We start from the raw sequence: 19,480 nt of genomic DNA on the forward strand, positions 1-19,480 counted from the left end.
ATGGCAAACATGGCTAATACGATCGATGCAGCCGGCGTGCCGGGTGCAAGCGCTGACGTTGACTCCGACGCCGCGGCGCTCACGCATCCCGCCAATGTGGCGGTCCGCAATCTGACGATTCGCCTCGGTTTGAACACGGTGATCGAGAATCTCGATCTCGACGTGCTCGCCGGTGAGTTCGTCGTGCTGCTGGGGCCGTCGGGTTGCGGCAAGTCCACGCTGTTGCACAGCATCGCGGGATTGATCGACGTCAGCGACGGCAGCATCGAGATCGCCGGCGAGGACATGACGTGGGCCGATCCGAAGGATCGCCGCATCGCGCTGGTGTTCCAGTCGTACGCGTTGTATCCGACCATGAGCGTCGAGCGCAACCTGTCGTTCGCGCTGCGCATCAACGGCACGCCGAAGGCGGAAATCGCGCGGCGCGTCGCCCGCGCGTCGGAGATGCTGCAACTGGGGCCGCTGCTCAAGCGCAAGCCGTCGCAGTTGTCGGGCGGACAGCGGCAGCGCGTCGCGATCGGCCGCGCGATCGTGCGCGAGGCCGACGTGTTCCTGTTCGACGAACCGCTGTCGAACCTCGACGCGAAGCTGCGCACCGAACTGCGCCGCGAACTGAAGCAGCTGCATCACAGCCTGGGCGCGACGATGATCTACGTGACGCACGACCAGGTCGAGGCGATGACGCTCGCGACGCGCATGGCAGTGATGCGCGGCGGCGTGATCCAGCAGTTCGGCACGCCGGCCGAGGTCTATGCGCGGCCGAACAATCTGTTCGTGGCGACCTTCCTCGGCTCGCCGGCGATGAATCTGCTGAAGGGCACGCTCGAGACGCGCGACGGGGCGCTTCACTTTTGCACTGGGCAGGTGCGGATCGACGTGTCGGCGTACGCGTTCAAGGGGGCGCCCGCGCAGGGCGTGCGCTGCGTGCTCGGCGTACGCGCCGAAGACGTGCATATCACGGAAGGCGCCAGCGAGCGCGCGAAAGTTTCGCTGATGGAGCCGATGGGCAACCACCGCGTGATCTGGCTCGACTATCATGGCGAACAGATCGCGTCGATCGATCAGACCAAGGCGCCGATTGCGGAGGATGACACCGTGGCGTTCTCGTTCGACGCCGCGCATGTCTCGCTATTCGACGAAGCGAGCGGCGCGCGCTTATAACGCCGCGGCGCGTCACGCGCGAAGCGGCTCGTCGAGACAGGCTTGATGGAGAACCGCGTGGCAACACTCAAGGACGTCGCGGAACTGGCCGGCGTGGGCATGTCGACCGCCTCACGAGCCATTTCCGGCAAGGGACCGATTTCCGCCGATGCCGCGGCGCGCGTGAAGGCGGCGATCGAGGCGCTGAATTTCCGCCCGTCGTCGATCGGCCGGGCGATGGCGACGCAGCAGCTCGGCATCATCGGCATCTTCGTGCCGACCTTCTTTGGTTCCTATTACGGCACGATCCTGAAGCAGACCGACACCGAGCTGCGCGCGGTGGGGCGCCATGTCGTGGTCGCGACCGGTTGCGGCGAGGTGTCGCCGCGCGAGCAGGCGATCGAGGCAGTGCGCTTTTTGATCGGCCGCGATTGCGATGGCGTGGTCGTGATCAGCCACGATCTGCATGACGAAGACCTGATCATGCTCCATGGCATGCATCCGAAGATGGTGTTCCTGAATCGCGCGTTCGAGCAGTTGCCCGAGGCGTCGTTCAGCGCGGATCATCGGCGCGGCGGCGAACTCGCGGCGCGCACGCTGCTCGATCACGGGCATCGCGACATCGCGGTGATTTCCGGGCCCGCTACCGCGTCGGACAACGTGATGCGGATCGACGGCTTTTTCGCCGAGCTCGCGCGAGCCGGCATTGCGCGCGACGACGTCACGCTGATCGAATCCGACTTTTCGCCCGAAGGCGGCTACGCGGCCGCGCAGAAGCTGCTCGAGACGCAGCGGCGCGTGACCGGCCTGTTCTGCGCGAACGACACGATGGCGGTCAGCGTGCTCGCGCGCTTTCACCAGGCGGGCATTTCGGTGCCGCACGACATCTCCGTGATCAGCTACGACGACGACTACTCGGCCGCCTACGCGGCGCCCGGGCTCACGTCGGTGCATATTCCAACCGGGGAACTTACGCAAAACGCGGTGCGCTGGCTCATCAACCAGTGTTACGGCACCACCTGGGAGATCTTGCGCGAGTTTCCGCTCAGCGTGACGATGCGCGAATCGGTCGGGCCAGCGCCGATGCCGAAGAAAAATACGCGCGGCGCAAAGCGGTAGAAGGGTTTGCCTAATCGTGGCGGTGTGATGCCTGGCGCGCGCACGCGCGCCGTGGCGGCTGTCGTATGCGGGCGGTGTGCAGACCTGCGAACGAAGTAGGGGCGCGGCTGCCAACAATGCGCGGCGGGGGTTTTCCTTGAAGTCCAACGGATATTTCCGCGCGGTTTTTCACGCGCGGCAGGTGCGCTTATTCGCGTTTTCACTTACGCATCGACGATCTTTTTAAGGCTCCCGTAATCCTGCGCAATAGTGCTTTGCGGTTTTCCCTCATTAAACTTACTTCAAATGGCTTTACACTTCCCGGTAACAAGTTGTTACGGGGTGAGTGTGATGTTGGTCATCTTTCTGATCGCCTGTCCGATCTGCATTGCTGCGCTGTTCGGTTTCGCGCGCCATGTGGACCCGCAGACAGGGCAATTCAAACGGTAGATCTTCTTCGCGCGTTTTTTTCCGCGGCTGCGCCGTGGAGATTTTCGCTTTGCGATTAACGTCCGTTAGTTTGTTGTGCACTTGAAAGGAGCAATCGTTTGCGTTCTTTCGGTTTGCTTTCTCGTTTTCGTTTTCGTCAATAGCCCGTTCTCCCTTCCATAAGTCTTGCCTTGGCGCGCCGGTTCGCGGCACGATGCGCGATTACTTTCGTTTTAGGTCAGCATCGCGTATGCAAGATTCTCTGCAAAAAATGGCGGCGCGTGCCAGCGTGCTGAAGGGCGTTCTTCCTTTGAGCCGGATTGCGGCGGCGCGCGATGCGCTGGCCGGTGTGCAGCTTGCGTCGATGGATATTCCGCAGGTCCTCGGCTATGCGCGCATTGCCGGCATGCCGGCCGTCACCGGGCTCTACACGGTGTTCCTGCCGCTCGTCGCGTTCGCGTTCTTCGGTGCCTCGCGGCATCTGGTCGTCGCCGCCGATTCGGCCACCGCGACGATCTTCGCGAGTCGTCTTTCGACGATGGCGCCCGCGTCGAGCGCCGAGTATGCGGCGCTCGCGGCGATGGTCGCGTTGCTGACGGCCGCGTTGCTGTTCGTCGCGCGCATCTTCAAGCTCGGCTTTCTCGCCGATTTCCTGTCGCGTACGGTGCTGGTCGGCTTTCTTGCGGGCGTCGGCGTGCAGGTCGGCATCGCGATGCTCGGCGACATGCTCGGCGTGCCCGGACATGCGGCGAGCAGCGTGAAACAACTGCTGCTCGTCGTGAGCGACGCCGCGCAGATCAATCGGCCGACACTGGCGATCTCGCTGCTCGTGGTGACCGCGATTCTCGTCTGCAAACGTTTCTGGCCGCGCCTGCCGGTGCCGTTGGTCGCGGTCGTCGCGGGCATTGCCGCGAGCGATGTGTTCGGATTCGCCGCGCACGGCATCTCCATCCTCGGACCGGTGGAGGGCGGATTGCCGCCGCTGCGGATTCCGTCGGTGACGTGGCAGCAGATGCTCGATCTCGTGCCGGTCGCGGCGTCGTGCTTCGTGATGATCGTCGCGCAAAGCGCCGCGGCGAGCCGGGTGTTCGCCGACCGCTATCACGAGCCAATCGATCCCAACGCAGACCTGCTCGGCATCGCGGCCGCCAACGCGGCGGCGGCGTTTTCCGGCGCGTTCGTCGTCAACGGCAGCCTGACGCAGACCGCGATGGCCGATCGCGCCGGCACGCGCAGCCAGTTCGCGCAGCTCGTGTTCGCGGCGGTCGTGGTGGTCGTGCTGCTGTTTTTCAGCCGCTATCTGCAGTATCTGCCGCACTGCATTCTCGCGAGCATCGTGTTTACGATCGCGCTCGGCCTGATCGATCTGCAGTCGCTCTTTTCGATTCGCCGCGAAAGTCCCGGCGAATTCGCGCTGGCTTTGTTCACGGCGGCGGCGGTCGTGCTGATCGGCGTCGAGCACGGCATTCTGGTCGCCGTCGCGTTGTCGTTGCTGCGTCACGTGCGACACAGCTACCGCCCCCACACGATGATGCTCGCGCCCAACGGCGACGGCATGTGGGTGCCGGTGCCGGCGGTGCCCGGCGTGGAGACCGCGCCGGGGTTGATCGTGTATCGTTTCGGCGCCGATCTGTTCTACGCGAACGATCATTTTTTCGTCGACGATACGCGCCGCCTGATCGATCACGCACCGAACGCCGTGCGCTGGTTCGTCGTCGATGCGAGCGCGATTACGGATGTCGATTATTCGGCGGCGCGCTCGGTGGGCGAGTTGTGCTCGACGCTCAAGCGCAATGGGATCGAGGTGGTCTTTGCGCGGGTGAATCGCTATTTGCGCTCGGATATGGATCGGCATGGAATCACGCCGATCGTCGAGGAGCGCTGTATTTTCGGCACGCTGCATGAGGCGCTGAGCATGGCGGGAGTGGAGAATCCGCATGAGCGGGTTAAGGGGGCGCCATAACGGGCCGCCCTGGCTTCGCACTGAGGCGGCGCATGCCGCGAACACCGCCTCGGACGGGCAAATTGCTAGCAAACGTTGTCTGCGCCTCATTTGTTGTCGCTTGCCTCAATTATTCTGACGTTCCGCTTCGGCTAGCAGATATTGATTACAAGAGCATGAACAGCTTCGATTCGACCATCGAAACATATCTGTCCAGCATACACTTCGGTCATTTCGCGACCCAATCGATACAAGCCATCGCCGACCTCTACACCTTTAAAGGCCTGGTACTGATTGCCGTGCTTTGGTGGATCTGGTTTCAGCAAGACGGGCGCGCCGAATGGCGGCGCGAAATAGTTCTCGCGACGCTTCTCAGCGGTGTCGTGGCGCTCTTCGTCGGAAGGCTGCTGGCTCGCTGGTTGCCATTTAGAGTGCGTCCCATCTATAGCGCCGAACTTCATCTGCAGTTCGCGAGCGGCGCGGCCCAGGCTGCGCAGTTGTCAGACTGGAGTTCGTTCCCAAGCGATCACGCCATGCTGTGGATGGCCATCGCCACCGGCATCTTCCTCGTGTGGCGGGGCATCGGCGTGCTGGCGCTTCTCTACACCGCGCTCTTCATTTGCCTTCCGCGGGCCTATCTCGGCTTTCACTATCCGACCGATTTGTTGGTAGGGGGCGCCGTGGGCATCGTGATTACCTTGGTCCTGACTCGAGATGCGATCCGCGCGCGCTACGCGACCCCGGCGCTGCGATGGATCGAACGCCATCCGGGACCTTCTGCAATGCTGGCCTTCATTTTGTGTGTCGAACTCGTCACGCAGTTCGAAGAACTGCGTGCTCTGGCGTTCGGCGTGTTCAAACATCTATGACCCGCGCGGAGCGCCACGGCGCATGCCGATATTCTTGAGGTTCGCCCTCGCGCCGCCTTTCAGTGAGCTGAGATTAGCGAGCACACTCTATTGCCATCTGATGCAATATTCTGTCTAATGAATTCAGAATAAAACGTCCGATTTATTCGGCTCGCTGACTTAGTCGACGGGGTTCACTTCATGTACTCTCTGCTGCCGCTCAAGGCCCAGGTGCGCCGTCACGCGCGAACGCTCGCCGGGTATTTTCCAGCTCCATTTTCACGCGACGAATCAAGCAGTGTCGACATCCTCGGTGTCATGACCCCCGGGCTGCTGAACGGGAACACCCTGCTGAACCTCAACTACGGCGAAGTGGACCACTTCACCGGCAAAACCCGCGCGACGGGCACGTTATTCGTCGCAATTGGCGACGACTTCGTGCGCGTCGCCACTTCGGTCAAAAGGCAAACCGGCGAGCGGGCCGTGGGCACGGTACTCGACCGCTCGCATCCCGGCTATCGGATGCTGCGCGGCGGGCAACCCTACACCGGTTACGCGACGCTATTCGGCAAGCAATACATGACACGGTACGAGCCGATCCGGGACAGTTCTGGCGAGATAATCGGCGCGCTGTATGTCGGTCTCGACGTCAGTGAGGTGCGGAACCTGTCGATCGGAGCCAGACTCGCGCTGCTTACCCTGGCCGCCAATACCGTACTTCTGCTGGGCTATGCTCGGCTGCTGGAGGCCGTGATCCCCCCCGACCGATCGAGCCCGGGAGCGGCGTTGCCAGCTTTCCTGCAAACCGGGGTGATCGGCTTCGGGCTACTCGGCGCGCTGCTGGTCAGCGCGCTGGTCTTCGTGACGACCCGGCGCGGTCTCGGCATGCAACTGCTCGAAGCGAAGGCCGCCGCCGAAAAACTCGCGGCCGGCGATTTGACCGCGCAAGTTCATGTCAGCCGGCGCGACGAACTGGGCCAGTTGATGCAGGCAATGAACGGCATCAGTGTCGGTTTGGCCTCGGTAGTCGGCAACGTCCGACGTGCCTCCGATATGATCGCGCTGGGCGCGCGCGAAATTGCGGCCGGCAACGCGGAGCTTTCGTCCCGCACCGAGGCGCAGGCTGGCTCGCTCGAGGAAACCGCATCGACGATGGAACAATTGACGGCGATGGTCCGCGCCAATGCCGAACGCGCTTCGCACGCCAACCAACACATCGCCTCGGCCTCCGATCTCGCGGTCAAAGGCGGCACCGTGGTGGGGCATGTGGTGACCACCATGTCGTTGATCCGCGGCAGTTCACACAAGATCGTCGACATCATTAGCATGATCGACTCAATTGCCTTTCAGACCAATATCCTGGCTTTGAACGCGGCCGTCGAGGCAGCACGCGCCGGCGACCAGGGACGCGGCTTTGCGGTCGTCGCCGCCGAGGTGCGCAGCCTGGCCCAACGCAGCGCCATGGCCGCCAAGGAAATCAAGGCGCTGATCACCGACTCGGTCGGCAACGTCAATGCAGGCGGCGAACTGGTCGACCAGGCTGGCCGGGACATGACCGAAATCGTCACGGCTGTCGATAGTGTGGTCACTTTGATGGGTGAGATTACCCACGCGAGCAACGAGCAAAGTACCGGCATCGGCGAAGTCAACCGCGCGATCGGGCAGATGGACGAGATGACCCAGCAGAACGTTGCTCTGGTGGAGCAGGTGGCAGCCGCGGCAGCCAGCATGCAAGAACAGGCGTCCACATTGGAAGATGCCGTGCAGGTATTTCGGCTGGTAGGCGACGGGCAAACTGACATTTGCCCCATACGATGAGCGCTGCGCGCGAGGTGCACGCAGGCGTTTCTCGCACTTTCCTGCACTAGAATGGGTTATTGCCGACGTCGTAGACGTATCTGGTCAGCCAGACGTGCGGGATTCTCTTTGGAGGAATGCCATGCCGACTTACCGGTACAGGTGTGAGAAGTGCGGTGAGATGTTCGAACATGCCGAGCATCTTGCTGAACATGAAAACGCTCATCCGGCTTGCCCAAAGTGCGGAAGCGAGAAGGTTCTGCACATACCCACGCCATTTGTGCCGAAAACCTCCAGAAAGAGCTGAAACCTGTCTGATCGGGCGACGGCAAAATCCGGGCCATTTGCAGCCGTTGCCCATGCTTTCGCGCGGACATTCGTGCGTCGGTTCTGCCATGCCGGCGGATCTACGCTCGCCGATCCTCCCGTCGCCTCGTGGGATGGCGTAAGCCGGTTGCCGACTGTGCGGCGCAGTCGAGTCCCGTAACAACATTTCTGTAGGCAATCCATCCGGACAAATGGCATAAGCCATAGACGCTAATCGCGGTAAATGGCGTCCACCTGGATCAAATGCACCAAAGCGATAGAGAACGAAATCCGCCGCGAATTTTAATAAGATATATAGCGCGAGCGTCATGTTCAATTGCGGCTTAACGCGCGGAATTTAAAAGGCATAGCTCGAGGAAGTCGAGTTGAAGAACGCGCCAATTCCGCCAACTTGCGCGACAGCTTGATTGCGGTATACCAATTTTCGATTCAAACCCACTTTGTGAGGTCGAGATGAAGATCGGATTCGGTAGAGCATTCAAATCGCTAGACGTTGATCACCTGCTGTATGCGGACATTTGGAACCTGTTAGCAAGCACCAAACCAACTGCAAGCAAACCACACGGCGAGGGCACGTTCGCCGTTCCCTACCAACCCCTTGGAATTGGAGACTGGTACTGGTTAAGCCAACAGCCGGTGGGGAAAGAAACCGTTTTTATCAAGGTGGCAGACCGGCTAATTGCGAAGTGGGGCGGAGCGGCAAAAGGTTTGAAGAGCTACACGTCGGACGTGACTGAGGTTCCGCCTGAACTCCTCGAAGGCGAAGTCGCCTTGGCGACTTCGCACGTGGTAACCGCAGGCGAGTTGGCTGATAAGGCGCGCGGATTCGACCCGAAGGCGCAGACGGTCTACACCCGCAAGGCACGGCGGGTCGCGAAGGTTTATTCGACAGCGGCCACCAAAGCGCGGCAACTCCTGTGGGGGCAAACCAGCGGCGACGACGACGCGGTCGAATTGGCCAATACGATCGCGGGACTGCTGATCAGCGAGGGAGGCGCCGACCGGGATAAGTCGGGAGGAGGCGTTTTTATGGCGACCTTCATGCTGCTCGACTTGATTGAGAAGCAAATATGCTATGGGCTAAACGGCCAGTACTATACCTGGGCGTCGATGTTGATGCATGCCGGCGCGTCAGACGCGCAACCCGCTCCGGACGACATTCCAGGACGGAGCGCGAAATCAGGCCTCACGCGTAAGATGGCAAAGCATCCGATGGCCGGTTTCGGAACGGTCAATATGGGGAAGTCGATAGCCCAGAATAACGCCAATGAAGCGCGGAATCGCGTCATTTCGATTGCGACTGCGTGGTTGGCTAATTACCTGGCCGAACACGACACAGAGAGCGACTATAAGTACGTGTTTATCAAGAGCCTGAAACGGGATGTCACACCAAAAACGCCGACTCGTTTGAAATCCTATGCGCATCTGCGAGACGTGAGCCGACTTGCGCTCCAGACTCGGGCCGTTTCAACCTCGTGCCTGCTTACGGGCAGCAAGACGAAGGAGATTGGGTATCTCGATGGGAGCGTGCAAATCTGGAAATAGACAGTGCGCGCTGCCGGTTTGACGGCGCGGTACGCATGACAGGCAACGTCATTTGCGCGTGGTTGCCGTTATGCGGTTGTTTAACTTCAACGGTGCGGAGTTTCCATCCGCTGGCCGTCACGGGGCGGGGCGTAGGCTGGCGTAAGAATGGATCACGCGCAGCGCGTTGAGCGTATTCTATGAAGCTTCTTGCCGAATTCGTCGGCAGGCCGTGAGGGTCCCATGGATACGACAGAGCGGATCATCAAGTGGCGCGATCAGCGGCATGCAGACGGTGTCGGCAGCGAACCGCGCAATCCGCTGCCCGCGGTGTGTGACGTATCGGTGACGAACGTTTGCAACGCCGCATGCGACTTCTGCGGGTTCTCTCGCGAGAAAAATCTGGCGGGGCCACGTCGCTATCTCGACCCTGATGAGTTCGCGCGCGCACTGCCGATCCTGCGCAGACGCCGGATTCGTTACATGACGCTGCAGGGAGGCGAGCCGCTGGTTCATCCCGAGATCGCATCGCTCGTGGCTTCGGCCACCAAGGCCGGCATGCAGTGCGGCGTGATCACGAACGGCTGGTTTCTTCCCCGCTACATCAAGCCACTGGCGGCCGCCGGCCTCAGGCGTCTGCTGATTTCCATCGATAGCGCGGACATGGGCGAGCATGAGCGCAATCGCGGTCTGCGCGGTCTCGAGGCCCGCATCCGCGACGGCATCACTCAGGCCCATAGCTTCGGCATCGAGGTCTGCGCATCGATTACGGTGAGCCGACTGGTCCATTACGAGTCGCTTCCCGAGACGCTCAACCGCCTCGGCTTCGATGCCGTCGTTTTTTCCTATCCACGGCGCGAGGCGTTTGGATCTACATCGCTTGTCTACGACGAAGAATCGAAACTCGTCGACCTGAACACCGACGAACTACTGGAAGCGTTGAGCGCAATCGCGCGCCTCAAGAAGCATTTCCGTGTCATGGACCCGAGCGCTGCGCTGGCCGAGGTCGCGCGTTTCGTGCGCGGCGAACAGCAACTGGTTCCATGCATCGGTGGCAGCAAGTACTTTTATATCGACTGGAACCTCGATGTTTGGCGTTGCGAGGCGTGGCCTGAGCCGATGGGCTCCGTCTTCGACCTCGACCGCCTGCCCGATCAACGGCAACCCTGCAATGACTGCATGATGGGATGCTACCGGCATGCCAGCATTCTGATGCACGGTGCCGTCGCCGTGACCGACTCGGTGTACGCGCTGGGCAAGGGGCAGCTTCGGGCTGCTGTCGGCTTGTTGTTCCAGCGCAGCGTTGCGTATTCGCTGTGGGCGCTTTCAGTGGAAGAATTACCTCGGGCAGCGTTCATCTCGTTCGCAAGACGGACTGGCCAACGCCGTTCTACGCCGCAAACTGAATGAGCTCGATTTCCGCGGCTGAGGTCCCTGGGGGGAGACGGCTCGCCCAGTCGAACGCCCGTCCGCGTTACTCGACCGGCGCAACCGCGCCTCCCGACAAGGTCTCGATGAGGGCTTTAGATGATTGCGGGCAAGCCGCTTTCACCGCCGAACCCATCGGCTGTGCTCGGCATCGGAAGCGAGAAAACTGTCATTGGACCGATTCCATTGCCTAAGATCAAGCTACGCGCTCCGTGAGGAAAGCACCGCGGCTCGCGAACGGCTTTATTGTCGCGCTCCCCTTTTTCCGCGCGACTTTTCCACAAGGAGGTCACGATGAAATCAGAGGACAAGGGCGACGTGCGCGCTTTCGTGCAAACGGCCGAGCAGAGTGGCGAGCATGTCTGGGTAATCACGCTGGTCGACTTCGCGGCCCGTGAGGTCAAACGCTCGCTCGTTTCGGACGAGACGTATGCGACGTCCGCCGCTGCCAGAGATGCCGGCGAGGCTCATTTGAAGGCACTGGAGCAAGACCGCTAGGTCCACGCACTGCCGCCTTGCTTTCGCGCGTGGACGTACTAACGTTGGACTATAAGTACACGGGCGGTAATGGGGCGGAAGAGGGCAAAGTTCATGGCCAGTACGCAAGGAACCACCGGATCGCCGTTTGCGGCGTCCGTCGAAGCGGGCAGCTATCGCGTCACGCGACCACAAAGCGCAAGCGATGTGATCGGCCTGCTGCAAGCGCGCGATATTCAGATCGTCGATCTGAAATTCACCGACTTGCCCGGACTCTGGCAGCATTTTTCGATTACGCTTCCCGAGGTTCACGACGACCTGTTCAGCGCCGGCATCGGTTTCGATGGTTCATCGATCCGCGGCTTTCAGGAGATCCACGAGTCCGACATGCTGCTGCGGCCTGACCCGGCAACGGCCTTTGTCGACCCGGCTTGCGGCACGCCGACGCTGTCGATCATTTGCGACGTCGTCGATCCCGTGCTGCGGCAGCCGTATTCGCGCGATCCGCGCTACGTGGCGAAAAAGGCGGAGAACTATCTGCGCCAGACGGGCATCGCGACGACGTGTTATTTCGGGCCGGAGCTCGAATTCTTCATCTTCGACTCCATCCGCTTCGGCCAGGATCAGCACTGCGGCTACTACTACGTCGAGTCGGGCGAGGGCGACTGGACCACCGGTCGCGACGAAGGCGCATACGGCGGTGGCAACCTCGGCTACAAGCAGCGCTACAAGGAGGGCTATTTCCCGGTGCCGCCTCATGACACGCTGCAGGAGATCCGCTCGGAAATCGCGCTGACGCTCCAGCAGGCGGGCGTACAGATCGAAGTGCATCACCACGAAGTTGCGACCGCGGGACAAAACGAGATCGACATGCGCTTTGCGACGCTGACCCGCATGGCCGACAACGTGATGATCTACAAGTACGTCTGCAAGAACGTCGCGCGTCGGCACGGCAAGGTCGCAACCTTCATGCCGAAGCCGCTGTTCGCCGACAATGCGAGCGGCATGCATTGTCACCAGAGCCTGTGGAAAGACGAACAGAACCTCTTTTACGACGCGGGCGGCTGGGCGCTGACTTCGGACCTGTGCCGCTGGTACATCGGCGGATTGCTCCAGCACGCACCCGCGCTGATGGCCTTCTGCGCGCCGACGACGAATTCATACAAACGCCTGGTACCCGGATATGAGGCGCCCGTCAATCTGGCGATGTCGCAGCGCAACCGGTCGGCTGCGGCGCGCATTCCGATGTATTCGGATTCGGCGAACGCCCGGCGCGTCGAATTTCGCTGTCCGGACCCGTCGGCCAATGCATATCTTGCTTTCGCCGCGATGCTGATGGCCGGCCTCGACGGCATTGAAAACAAGACCGATCCCGGCGAGCCGCTCGACCGCAACATCTACGATCTGCCGCCCGAAGAAGCGCGCAATATACGGCAGGTGCCAGGCTCCCTCGACGCGGCGCTGGCGGCGCTCGAAACCGATAACACGTTCCTGCGCAAAGGCGACGTCTTTACCGACGACGTGATCCAGACCTGGATCGACTACAAGCGCAGCCGCGAGATCGACACCATCAAATTGCGTCCTCATCCATGGGAGTTTTATCTGTACTTCGATATCTAGAAGAACGAGGGAAATCGTCGCGATCTTTCGAAGCAGGAGGCCGCGCAAGCGCGGCCTCAAAGCTCAAAGCAGGATCGGCGCGCAAATCAGAAGAAACACGGCGATATAAACGACGCCGAAAATCAGCCCGAGTCTCCAGAAATCCCCCGCGGGCAGATACCCGCTGCCGAAGTACACAGGGCTCGGCCCCGCTCCATACGGTGTCAGGATCCCCATGATCCCCAACGTCAGCGAGAGCATCAGCGCGAACGCCTCCATCGGCATGCCGGGAATCGTCGAGCCCACCGCCAGCATGACCGGCAGCATCGCCGTCGCATGGGCGGTGATGCTCGCGAACATGTAATGCGTGAAGAAAAAGATCAGCACGAGAACGATCGCGGCCGTCGTCGGCGCAAAGCCGGTCATGTGGGTCGATATCGTCGCGGCGAACCATTTGACGAAGCCGGTCCTGCTGAGCCCATCGGCGAGGGCGACGAGCGTCGCGAACCACACGAGGGTATTCCAGGCCTGCTTGTTGGCGAGCATGTCGTCCCAGCTCACCACCCGGGTGATCAACATCAGCGCGATCACCATCAGCGCCGCGGTCGTGGGATTGACGTAGTCGTCCGCAAAGACCCACAGCGCGAGAGCGATCAGCACCAGCACGGCGAGCATGATTTCCCGCCTCGTGAGCGGCCCCATCTCCTTGAGCTGCTGGGCAGCCCAGGCTGGCACCTCGGCGCTACGCTTCACTTGCGGCGGATAAAGCACGTAGGTCAGCAGCGGTATGGCCAGCAGCAGCAAGATGCCCGCGGGCGCGAAGGCCAGAAACCACTGCGTCCATTCGAGGTCGATGCCGACCGTTTTCTTGACGAGTTCCGCGGCGAGCAGATTGGGTGCGAGCGCGGTGAGGAACATCGAGCTCGTCACGCAGGTCGTGGCGATAGCGGTCCACATGATGTACGAACCGATGCGCCGCGCCGACGGATCGTTCGGTTTCGAGTCGTAAAGCGGCGGCAAACTGCGAATTACCGGAAAGATCGTCCCGCCGCTGCGGGCCGTATTGGAAGGGGTAAATGGCGCGATCACGGCGTCCGCCGCCATCACCGCATAACCGAGCGTGAGGGTCCGGCGACCCAGCGCCCGTACGAGCATCAATGCAATGCGCCGGCCGAGCCCGGTTTTCTCGTATCCGAGGGCGAACATGAAGGCACCGAAGATCAGCCACACCGTGCCATTCGAGAAACCTGAAAGCGCCCAGCTGAGCCCCGCGTTCGCGACGTTGAAACCGGGCTTGGCGAGTTGTGCGGGACTGAAGAACACCCACTCGCTGAATACAGCGACGAGCGTCACCGCGATGAGACCGATCGCGGCGCCCGGAATAGGCTCCAGCATCAGCCCGACGATCACGCCCGCGAAAATCGCGAAGTAATACCACGCGTGCTGCGCGAGACCGGGAGGGGCGGGAATCAGTGCGATGACGATCGCCACGATCAGCGGAGCGACGGCCTTCCAGAAAGTTTTCATGCCATGCCCCTTTCTCATCACCGTCCTTGTGCTAAGGTTTATATGACCTTTTCGGCGCGTTCGCCAGTGAAGTGTTCACGGCGTGCAAGGAGAGTGCGAGGCCATGGTTCGCGTGAGTATCGAAGGGCGCGAGATTCAGGCGCCGGGCAATTGCTCGATTCTGCAGGCCATGGGGCACGCGGGGCAGACCCTCGTCGAGGGTGTCGGCTGCATGTCGCAGGGCGTGTGCGGGTCGTGCCGTGTGATGGTGCGACGCAACGGCGAACAGGAAGTCCACACCGCGCTCGCTTGCGAGACCCTTGTCGAAGAGGGTATGCAGGTCGCCTTCCTCGATTACTTCACGGAATCGGAACGTCACCTGTATCGAATGGAAGATATCGGTGACAGCTGGCAGGCGCTCAGCAAGATCGCCGAGATCTTCCCCGAAGCATCGCATTGCCGTCATTGCAACGGTTGCGATCGCGCCTGTCCGAAGGGGCTGGACGTGCAGCGCGGCGTGAACCTGGCGGTGGAGGGCAATCTGGCCGCATCGAGCCAGGTGTTCGACGAATGCGTGATGTGCAACCTGTGCACGCTCGCATGCCCCGAGCATATCCGGCCCAACCATCTGGGTGTGTTCGTGCGCCGGATGGTCGCGTCGCTTTCGCTGCGTCCGGCCAATCTGATGCGACGGCTGCAGCAGATCGAGAGCGGCGAGCTGACGATCGACTTCGCTGCGCCGGGCGCGCAGCCGCCGCGCTGACCGGGGCGAATCATCATGTCCGCCGGCATACCCTACGAAAACGCGCGCCAGCGCTACCGCCCCGGGATGGCGGCCACGGTCCGCGGCGATGACGTTCCGGTCGATGAATTGCTGAAGGCTTATCACCCCGATCATGGGCCGCATGCGCGCGTCACGCTGAGCGTCGGGGTCAATCGCGGCGAGCCGTGTCAGCCCGATCTCGCGCGGCACCTGCAGGCCAACGCGCTGATCGATGATGTCGATATCGCCGGCGCGCAGCTGATGACTACCGAGGTGCTGGTGATCGGCGGCGGCGGTGGTGGCTGCGCCGCGGCGCTCACGGCGGCGCAGCAGGGCGCGCGCGTGATTCTCGCCACCAAGCTGCGCCTCGGCGACAGCAATACCGTGATGGCCGAAGGCGGAATCCAGGCGGCCATCGGCGAGGATGACAGCCCGCAACTGCACTTCGAGGACACGCTTCGCGCCGGGCACTTCTGCGGCGAACCCGAACTCGTGGCCCAGATGGTGATGGACGGCCCCGATGTGATTCGCTGGCTGATCCAGCTCGGCATGATGTTCGATCTGGAAGAGGACCAGCCGCTCGGCGGCAATCTGATGCGCAAGAAGCCCGGAGGCGCATCGGCGGCGCGCATTCTGTCGTATCGCGACTATACCGGCCTCGAAATGATGCGCGTGCTGCGCGAGGCGGTGGACCTCGACCCGGGCATCGAATTGTGGAACCGCTGCCCTGTGGTCGAACTGCTGTCCGACGAGCGCGGCGGCTGCGCCGGAGCGGTGATCTACAACCTCGAATGGCGTACCTTCGTGCTGGTGCGCGCGCGCGCCGTGATCCTCGCCACCGGCGGCGCGGGGCGACTGCACCTGAATTCGTTTCCGACCTCCAACCACTACGGCGCCACCGCCGACGGTCTGGTGCTCGCCTATCGGATCGGCGCGCGCCTGCGCGAGCTCGACTCGTTCCAGTACCATCCCACCGGCATCGCCTACCCGCACCATCTGGCGGGCGGTCTGATTTCCGAGGCGGCGCGATCCGCGGGGGCGAGACTTCTGAACGGCGAAGGGGAACGCTTCGTGGACGAACTCAAGCCGCGCGACGTCGTCGCATCGGCGATCCTGCGCGAGTGCGCTCAGGGCCGCGGGATCGAGCGCGACGGCCAGGTCGGCGTGTTCCTCGATACGCCGACACTCGAAATCGAGCATCCGGGCATTCTGGCCAAACGCCTCGTCACGCTTCGCCATCTCGCGCACAAATGCGGTATCGACGCGGCGCAGGAGCCGTTCCTCGTTTATCCCACGCTCCACTACCAGAACGGCGGCGTCGCCATCGACAAAGACGGCGCCACCAACGTCCCCGGCCTTTTCTGTGTCGGCGAGGTGACGGGCGGCATCCACGGCCGCAACCGCTTGATGGGTAACGCGCTGCTCGACATTCTGAGCATGGGGCGCCGTGCCGGCGCGAAGGCCGCGCAATCCAGCGAGTGGGTGATGGCGAACCGCGCCGGAATCGGTCACGTGCACGCGTGGCAGAGAGAGCTGACGCTGGCGGGACTGCCGCTTCACGTCAAGGCGCCGCAGCTCTTTCCCGCCTATGCCCATTTCGATCTGCGAGTCGATGCGGGATTGCGCGCGAGCGCACGCGGTCGCGTGATCGGCGGCATCCGGTGAGGCGAACCACGGAGCACGCGATGCAAATGCTGAATCAGTGCTTGATGAGGGACGATTTCCGCGTCGGTGCCGACCTCGATGCGTGGTTCGCGCGCGGCGGCGGCGAGGGACTCGCCAAAGCGCTCGAAGACCCGGGGGCGATCCTCGCCGAGATCGCCCAGGCCGACCTGCGTGGAATGGGAGGCGCTGGCTTCCCCGCGCATCGAAAGTGGGCGCCGGTCGCGGCCGCCCCTGATGGCGACAAGTACGTCGTTTGCAATGGCAACGAAGACGAGCCGGGCACCTTCAAGGATCGCTTTCTGCTCGAACACACACCGCATCAGGTGATCGAGGGCGCGCTGATTGCCGCGGTGGCGACGCGGGCCAACCATGTCGTCTTGTACGTGAATCCGCATCAGACGGGGTCTCTCGCCGCGACTCGCGAGGCGGTCAAGCAGTGGTCGGGGCACGCGCAATTCGCCGCTATCGAGCGTTGGATCGGTGCGCCGGTGTCGCTTGGCGTCGTGCCTGGCTCGGGGCTCTACATCGGCGGAGAGGAGACGGCGGTGATCGCCAGCGTCGAAGGCGGCTTTCCGTTTCCGCGGCGCAAACCGCCTTTCCCGGCCGAGCAGGGCGTGCACGGCGCACCGACCATCGTCAACAACGTCGAGACGCTGGCCCACGTACCCGGGATTCTGCGCCACGGCGCGCAGTGGTACCGCGACCTCGGGGTGGGGAACGCCGCCGGAACCAAGCTCTATTCGCTTTCCGGCGACGTGCTGCGTCCCGGCCTGTACGAACTGCCGATGGGCACGAGCCTGGAGACGCTGGTGTTCCAGCACGGCGGCGGCATGCTGCAGGGCAAGGAGTTCAAGGCGGTCTTCACGGGCGGCCCATCCAACACGCTGCTGACGAAGCGCGATCTCGACGTTGCACTGGACTTCGACTCGGTGCGTCAACGCCGTTCGCGTCTGGGGACGGGCGCGATGATCGTGGTGTCGGAAGGCACGAGCATCGTGCGCAAAGTCGCGGACTACGTGAACTTCTTCGCTCAGGGTTCGTGCGGCCAGTGCCCGCCATGCAAGGGCGGAACGTTTCAGATGATGCGGCTTCTCAACCGGCTCGACACGGGCCGCGGTGTGCGTGCCGATCTGGAGGCACTGGAGAACCTGTGCCGCCTTCTTCCCGGCAGCGGGCGTTGCGGTTTGATCGACGGCGCGGTGACGGTGGTGGAGAGTTCCATCGACCAGTTCCGCGCGGAATATGAAGCGCTATTGATGGCGTAGGCGGGATGAGGATCGCCGCTCGTGGCGACATTGACGACATTTCGCCCGACATCGGAATTCTGAGCGACAGCGAAGTTCGGACGTTGCTACGTCGCAAGCTCGGTCATGGCGTGAGAGCGATTGACGGCGAGTGCCTCGCGACTAATCGTCCGCGAAAAAACGGCCGATGAAAAAACAGCCGGCCGCCAGCGCAGCGCCCAGCGCCGCGACCGTATAAGCGAGCCTGGCACCGTGCCACAAGCTATCGAACCATTGATGCAACTGCGCCATCAGCACTGCCGCGTTGCCGCCGATCTGCTGTAGCTCGATCTGATAGCGCGGATCGATCATGCCGTACATCGCGACCGCGCTATCGGGCGGCGGCACGCTCACGTAGATGAGCACCGCGGCGATCAGGCTGACGACCAGGATCGCCGCGCCGGTGAGATAGAGCCGCTTTTGCAGCGGCGAGCGTTGGTTGGAAGAAGGTGCGTCGTGGTCGTTGCCGTTCATCGTTGCGTGGGTGGGTGCCGTCGTTGATGGAGCCGAACCGCCAGTATCGCAGAGCGCGGCCTCGGGCGACCCAGACGCGCCCGACCCACCTCAACTCTTCGACGTCAACAATTTGACCCCCGCAATGCCGAACATCACCGCGAGCGAGCCATCGAGCCAGCGCCGGATCGCCGGATCGCCGGATCGCCGTATAGACGCGGCGTGCGGACGCCGTCGAAAACAGCACCGCGTAGCTGCTGAATACCGTCGCACCAATCACCATGCATGCGGCGTGCAAAGCGCTCAACCGTGCGCCGCGCTCGCAATACACTCCGCCAACGCATCGGCGACCACCGGCCGGCTATGCCGCGGCCGCAGCACGAGCCCGATCTCGCGCTCGAAGCTCGCATCGCCGAGTTCGAGTGCGACGACGCTCGCTGGCCATTTGCCGAGCCCGGCCGTATTCGGAATCAGCGCGACACCCATGCCGCGCGCGACCAGTTGCACGATCGCCTGCAATTCGTCGAGCTCGACCGCATCGCGCACGCCAAGGCGCGCGCGCCGCAGAAAACGGTCGACGAGCCGTCCGCCGAACGACGCGCGGTCGTAGCGGATGAACGGCTCGCTGCGCAGCAGTTCGCGCCACGAGCGGCCGCCGCGCGCAAGCTGTTTCGGCGCGAGCAGCACGAACGGTTCGGCGACGAGCGTGCGCCATTCGAGTTCCGACGGCAGCGCGAACGGCGGTTTGATGATGACGGCCAGATCGAGCTCGCCCGAGTCGACCTGGCCGAGCAGCCCCAGCGACACGCCCGGCACCACGCGAATCCGCCAGCCGGGACGGTCGTCGCGAAAGCGCGCGAGCGCGTCGGCGAGCAGCGACACCTGCGCGGACGCGATCGCGCCGACCCGCAGCATGCCGCTTTCGGCGGCGCCGCCGCTGCGCTCGGAGAGCCGCGCATAGAGCGTCATCATTTCCTCTGCGAGCGCGAGCGTTTCGCGACCCGCCTCATTGAGCGTCGCAGAGCGGCCGGTGCGGTCGAACAGTTGAAAGCCGAGTTCCTGTTCGAGCCGCTGCATCTGCGCGCTGACGGCCGATTGCGTGAGCCCGATGCGCGCGCCCGCGCCGGAGAACGTGCCGTACTGGCTGACGGCAATCAAGGTTTTCAACTCGCTGAGCATGTTCGATCAATCGATTTAGGTG

Annotated in this window: 16 protein-coding genes and 1 pseudogene; 13 read left to right on the plus strand and 4 right to left on the minus strand. The window is 62.7% G+C overall.

Features of this window, described 5'->3' with window-relative positions; genetic code table 11:
- The 10 genes from F6X40_RS28525 to glnA all read left to right on the plus strand — a co-directional run bounded on the left by F6X40_RS28525 (nucleotide 1) and on the right by glnA (nucleotide 12,630).
- A complete protein-coding gene (locus F6X40_RS28525) occupies nucleotides 1–1,161 on the plus strand; it encodes an ABC transporter ATP-binding protein (RefSeq protein WP_187630118.1) in 1,161 nt (386 codons plus the stop codon).
- A 45-nt stretch (nucleotides 1,162–1,206) separates the two neighbouring features.
- The gene (locus F6X40_RS28530) at nucleotides 1,207–2,259 is read left to right on the plus strand and encodes a substrate-binding domain-containing protein (protein WP_184049508.1); all 1,053 of its coding nucleotides are present in this window, start codon (nucleotides 1,207–1,209) and stop codon (nucleotides 2,257–2,259) included.
- A gap of 658 nt (nucleotides 2,260–2,917) precedes the next feature.
- Entirely contained in the window at nucleotides 2,918–4,630 is a 1,713-nt protein-coding gene (locus F6X40_RS28535) for a SulP family inorganic anion transporter (protein WP_187630119.1), read from the plus strand.
- A 155-nt stretch (nucleotides 4,631–4,785) separates the two neighbouring features.
- Complete coding sequence (locus tag F6X40_RS28540) at nucleotides 4,786–5,478, plus strand: phosphatase PAP2 family protein (RefSeq protein WP_187630120.1); 693 nt, start codon at nucleotides 4,786–4,788, stop codon at nucleotides 5,476–5,478.
- Between the two features lie 180 nt (nucleotides 5,479–5,658).
- On the plus strand, nucleotides 5,659–7,275 hold the full coding sequence (locus F6X40_RS28545; protein ID WP_187630121.1) for a methyl-accepting chemotaxis protein: 1,617 nt from the start codon (nucleotides 5,659–5,661) through the stop codon (nucleotides 7,273–7,275).
- A 160-nt stretch (nucleotides 7,276–7,435) separates the two neighbouring features.
- Nucleotides 7,436–7,561 (plus strand): zinc ribbon domain-containing protein, encoded by a 126-nt coding sequence (locus F6X40_RS28550; protein ID WP_409340077.1) that lies wholly within the window; start codon nucleotides 7,436–7,438, stop codon nucleotides 7,559–7,561.
- Between the two features lie 473 nt (nucleotides 7,562–8,034).
- Nucleotides 8,035–9,126: a hypothetical protein gene (locus F6X40_RS28555; RefSeq protein WP_184071565.1), complete on the plus strand. Its 1,092-nt coding sequence runs from the start codon at nucleotides 8,035–8,037 to the stop codon at nucleotides 9,124–9,126.
- Nucleotides 9,127–9,348: 222 nt separating this feature from the next.
- Complete coding sequence (locus tag F6X40_RS28560; protein WP_187630122.1) at nucleotides 9,349–10,515, plus strand: radical SAM protein; 1,167 nt, start codon at nucleotides 9,349–9,351, stop codon at nucleotides 10,513–10,515.
- A 312-nt stretch (nucleotides 10,516–10,827) separates the two neighbouring features.
- Nucleotides 10,828–11,031 carry a hypothetical protein gene (locus tag F6X40_RS28565; RefSeq protein WP_090806402.1) on the plus strand — a complete coding sequence of 68 codons (204 nt, stop codon included), beginning with the start codon at nucleotides 10,828–10,830 and terminating at the stop codon, nucleotides 11,029–11,031.
- A gap of 93 nt (nucleotides 11,032–11,124) precedes the next feature.
- Complete coding sequence (gene glnA / locus F6X40_RS28570; protein ID WP_184071561.1) at nucleotides 11,125–12,630, plus strand: type I glutamate--ammonia ligase; 1,506 nt, start codon at nucleotides 11,125–11,127, stop codon at nucleotides 12,628–12,630.
- A gap of 63 nt (nucleotides 12,631–12,693) precedes the next feature.
- Here the strand turns inward: glnA and F6X40_RS28575 are convergent, their stop codons facing one another.
- A complete protein-coding gene (locus tag F6X40_RS28575; protein WP_187630123.1) occupies nucleotides 12,694–14,136 on the minus strand; it encodes an anion permease in 1,443 nt (480 codons plus the stop codon).
- Nucleotides 14,137–14,239: 103 nt separating this feature from the next.
- Here F6X40_RS28575 and F6X40_RS28580 point away from each other — a divergent pair, with 103 nt between their 5' ends.
- The 3 genes from F6X40_RS28580 to F6X40_RS28590 are packed head-to-tail and all read left to right on the plus strand — an operon-like array spanning nucleotide 14,240 to nucleotide 17,808.
- On the plus strand, nucleotides 14,240–14,878 hold the full coding sequence (locus tag F6X40_RS28580; RefSeq protein ID WP_184071556.1) for a 4Fe-4S dicluster domain-containing protein: 639 nt from the start codon (nucleotides 14,240–14,242) through the stop codon (nucleotides 14,876–14,878).
- A 15-nt stretch (nucleotides 14,879–14,893) separates the two neighbouring features.
- Nucleotides 14,894–16,543 carry an FAD-binding protein gene (locus tag F6X40_RS28585; protein WP_187630124.1) on the plus strand — a complete coding sequence of 550 codons (1,650 nt, stop codon included), beginning with the start codon at nucleotides 14,894–14,896 and terminating at the stop codon, nucleotides 16,541–16,543.
- A 20-nt stretch (nucleotides 16,544–16,563) separates the two neighbouring features.
- Nucleotides 16,564–17,808, plus strand: a complete 1,245-nt coding sequence (locus F6X40_RS28590; RefSeq protein ID WP_187630125.1) for an NADH-quinone oxidoreductase subunit F — start codon at nucleotides 16,564–16,566, stop codon at nucleotides 17,806–17,808.
- A 141-nt stretch (nucleotides 17,809–17,949) separates the two neighbouring features.
- Here F6X40_RS28590 and F6X40_RS28595 read toward each other — a convergent pair whose 3' ends face one another.
- From F6X40_RS28595 to F6X40_RS28600, 3 genes and pseudogenes are all read right to left on the minus strand, one after another.
- Nucleotides 17,950–18,300 (minus strand): hypothetical protein, encoded by a 351-nt coding sequence (locus F6X40_RS28595; protein WP_184040264.1) that lies wholly within the window; start codon nucleotides 18,298–18,300, stop codon nucleotides 17,950–17,952.
- 90 nt (nucleotides 18,301–18,390) lie between these two features.
- Nucleotides 18,391–18,565 (minus strand): annotated as a pseudogene (locus tag F6X40_RS42680) (LysE family translocator); the annotation flags it as partial.
- A gap of 17 nt (nucleotides 18,566–18,582) precedes the next feature.
- Nucleotides 18,583–19,458, minus strand: coding sequence for a LysR family transcriptional regulator (locus tag F6X40_RS28600; RefSeq protein ID WP_187618932.1), 876 nt, complete (start codon nucleotides 19,456–19,458; stop codon nucleotides 18,583–18,585).
- Between the last annotated feature and the right edge of the window lie 22 nt (nucleotides 19,459–19,480).

Origin of the sequence: Paraburkholderia sp. UCT31 (assembly GCF_014397655.1) — a bacterium.
Taxonomy (GTDB): Bacteria; Pseudomonadota; Gammaproteobacteria; order Burkholderiales; family Burkholderiaceae; genus Paraburkholderia; species Paraburkholderia tuberum.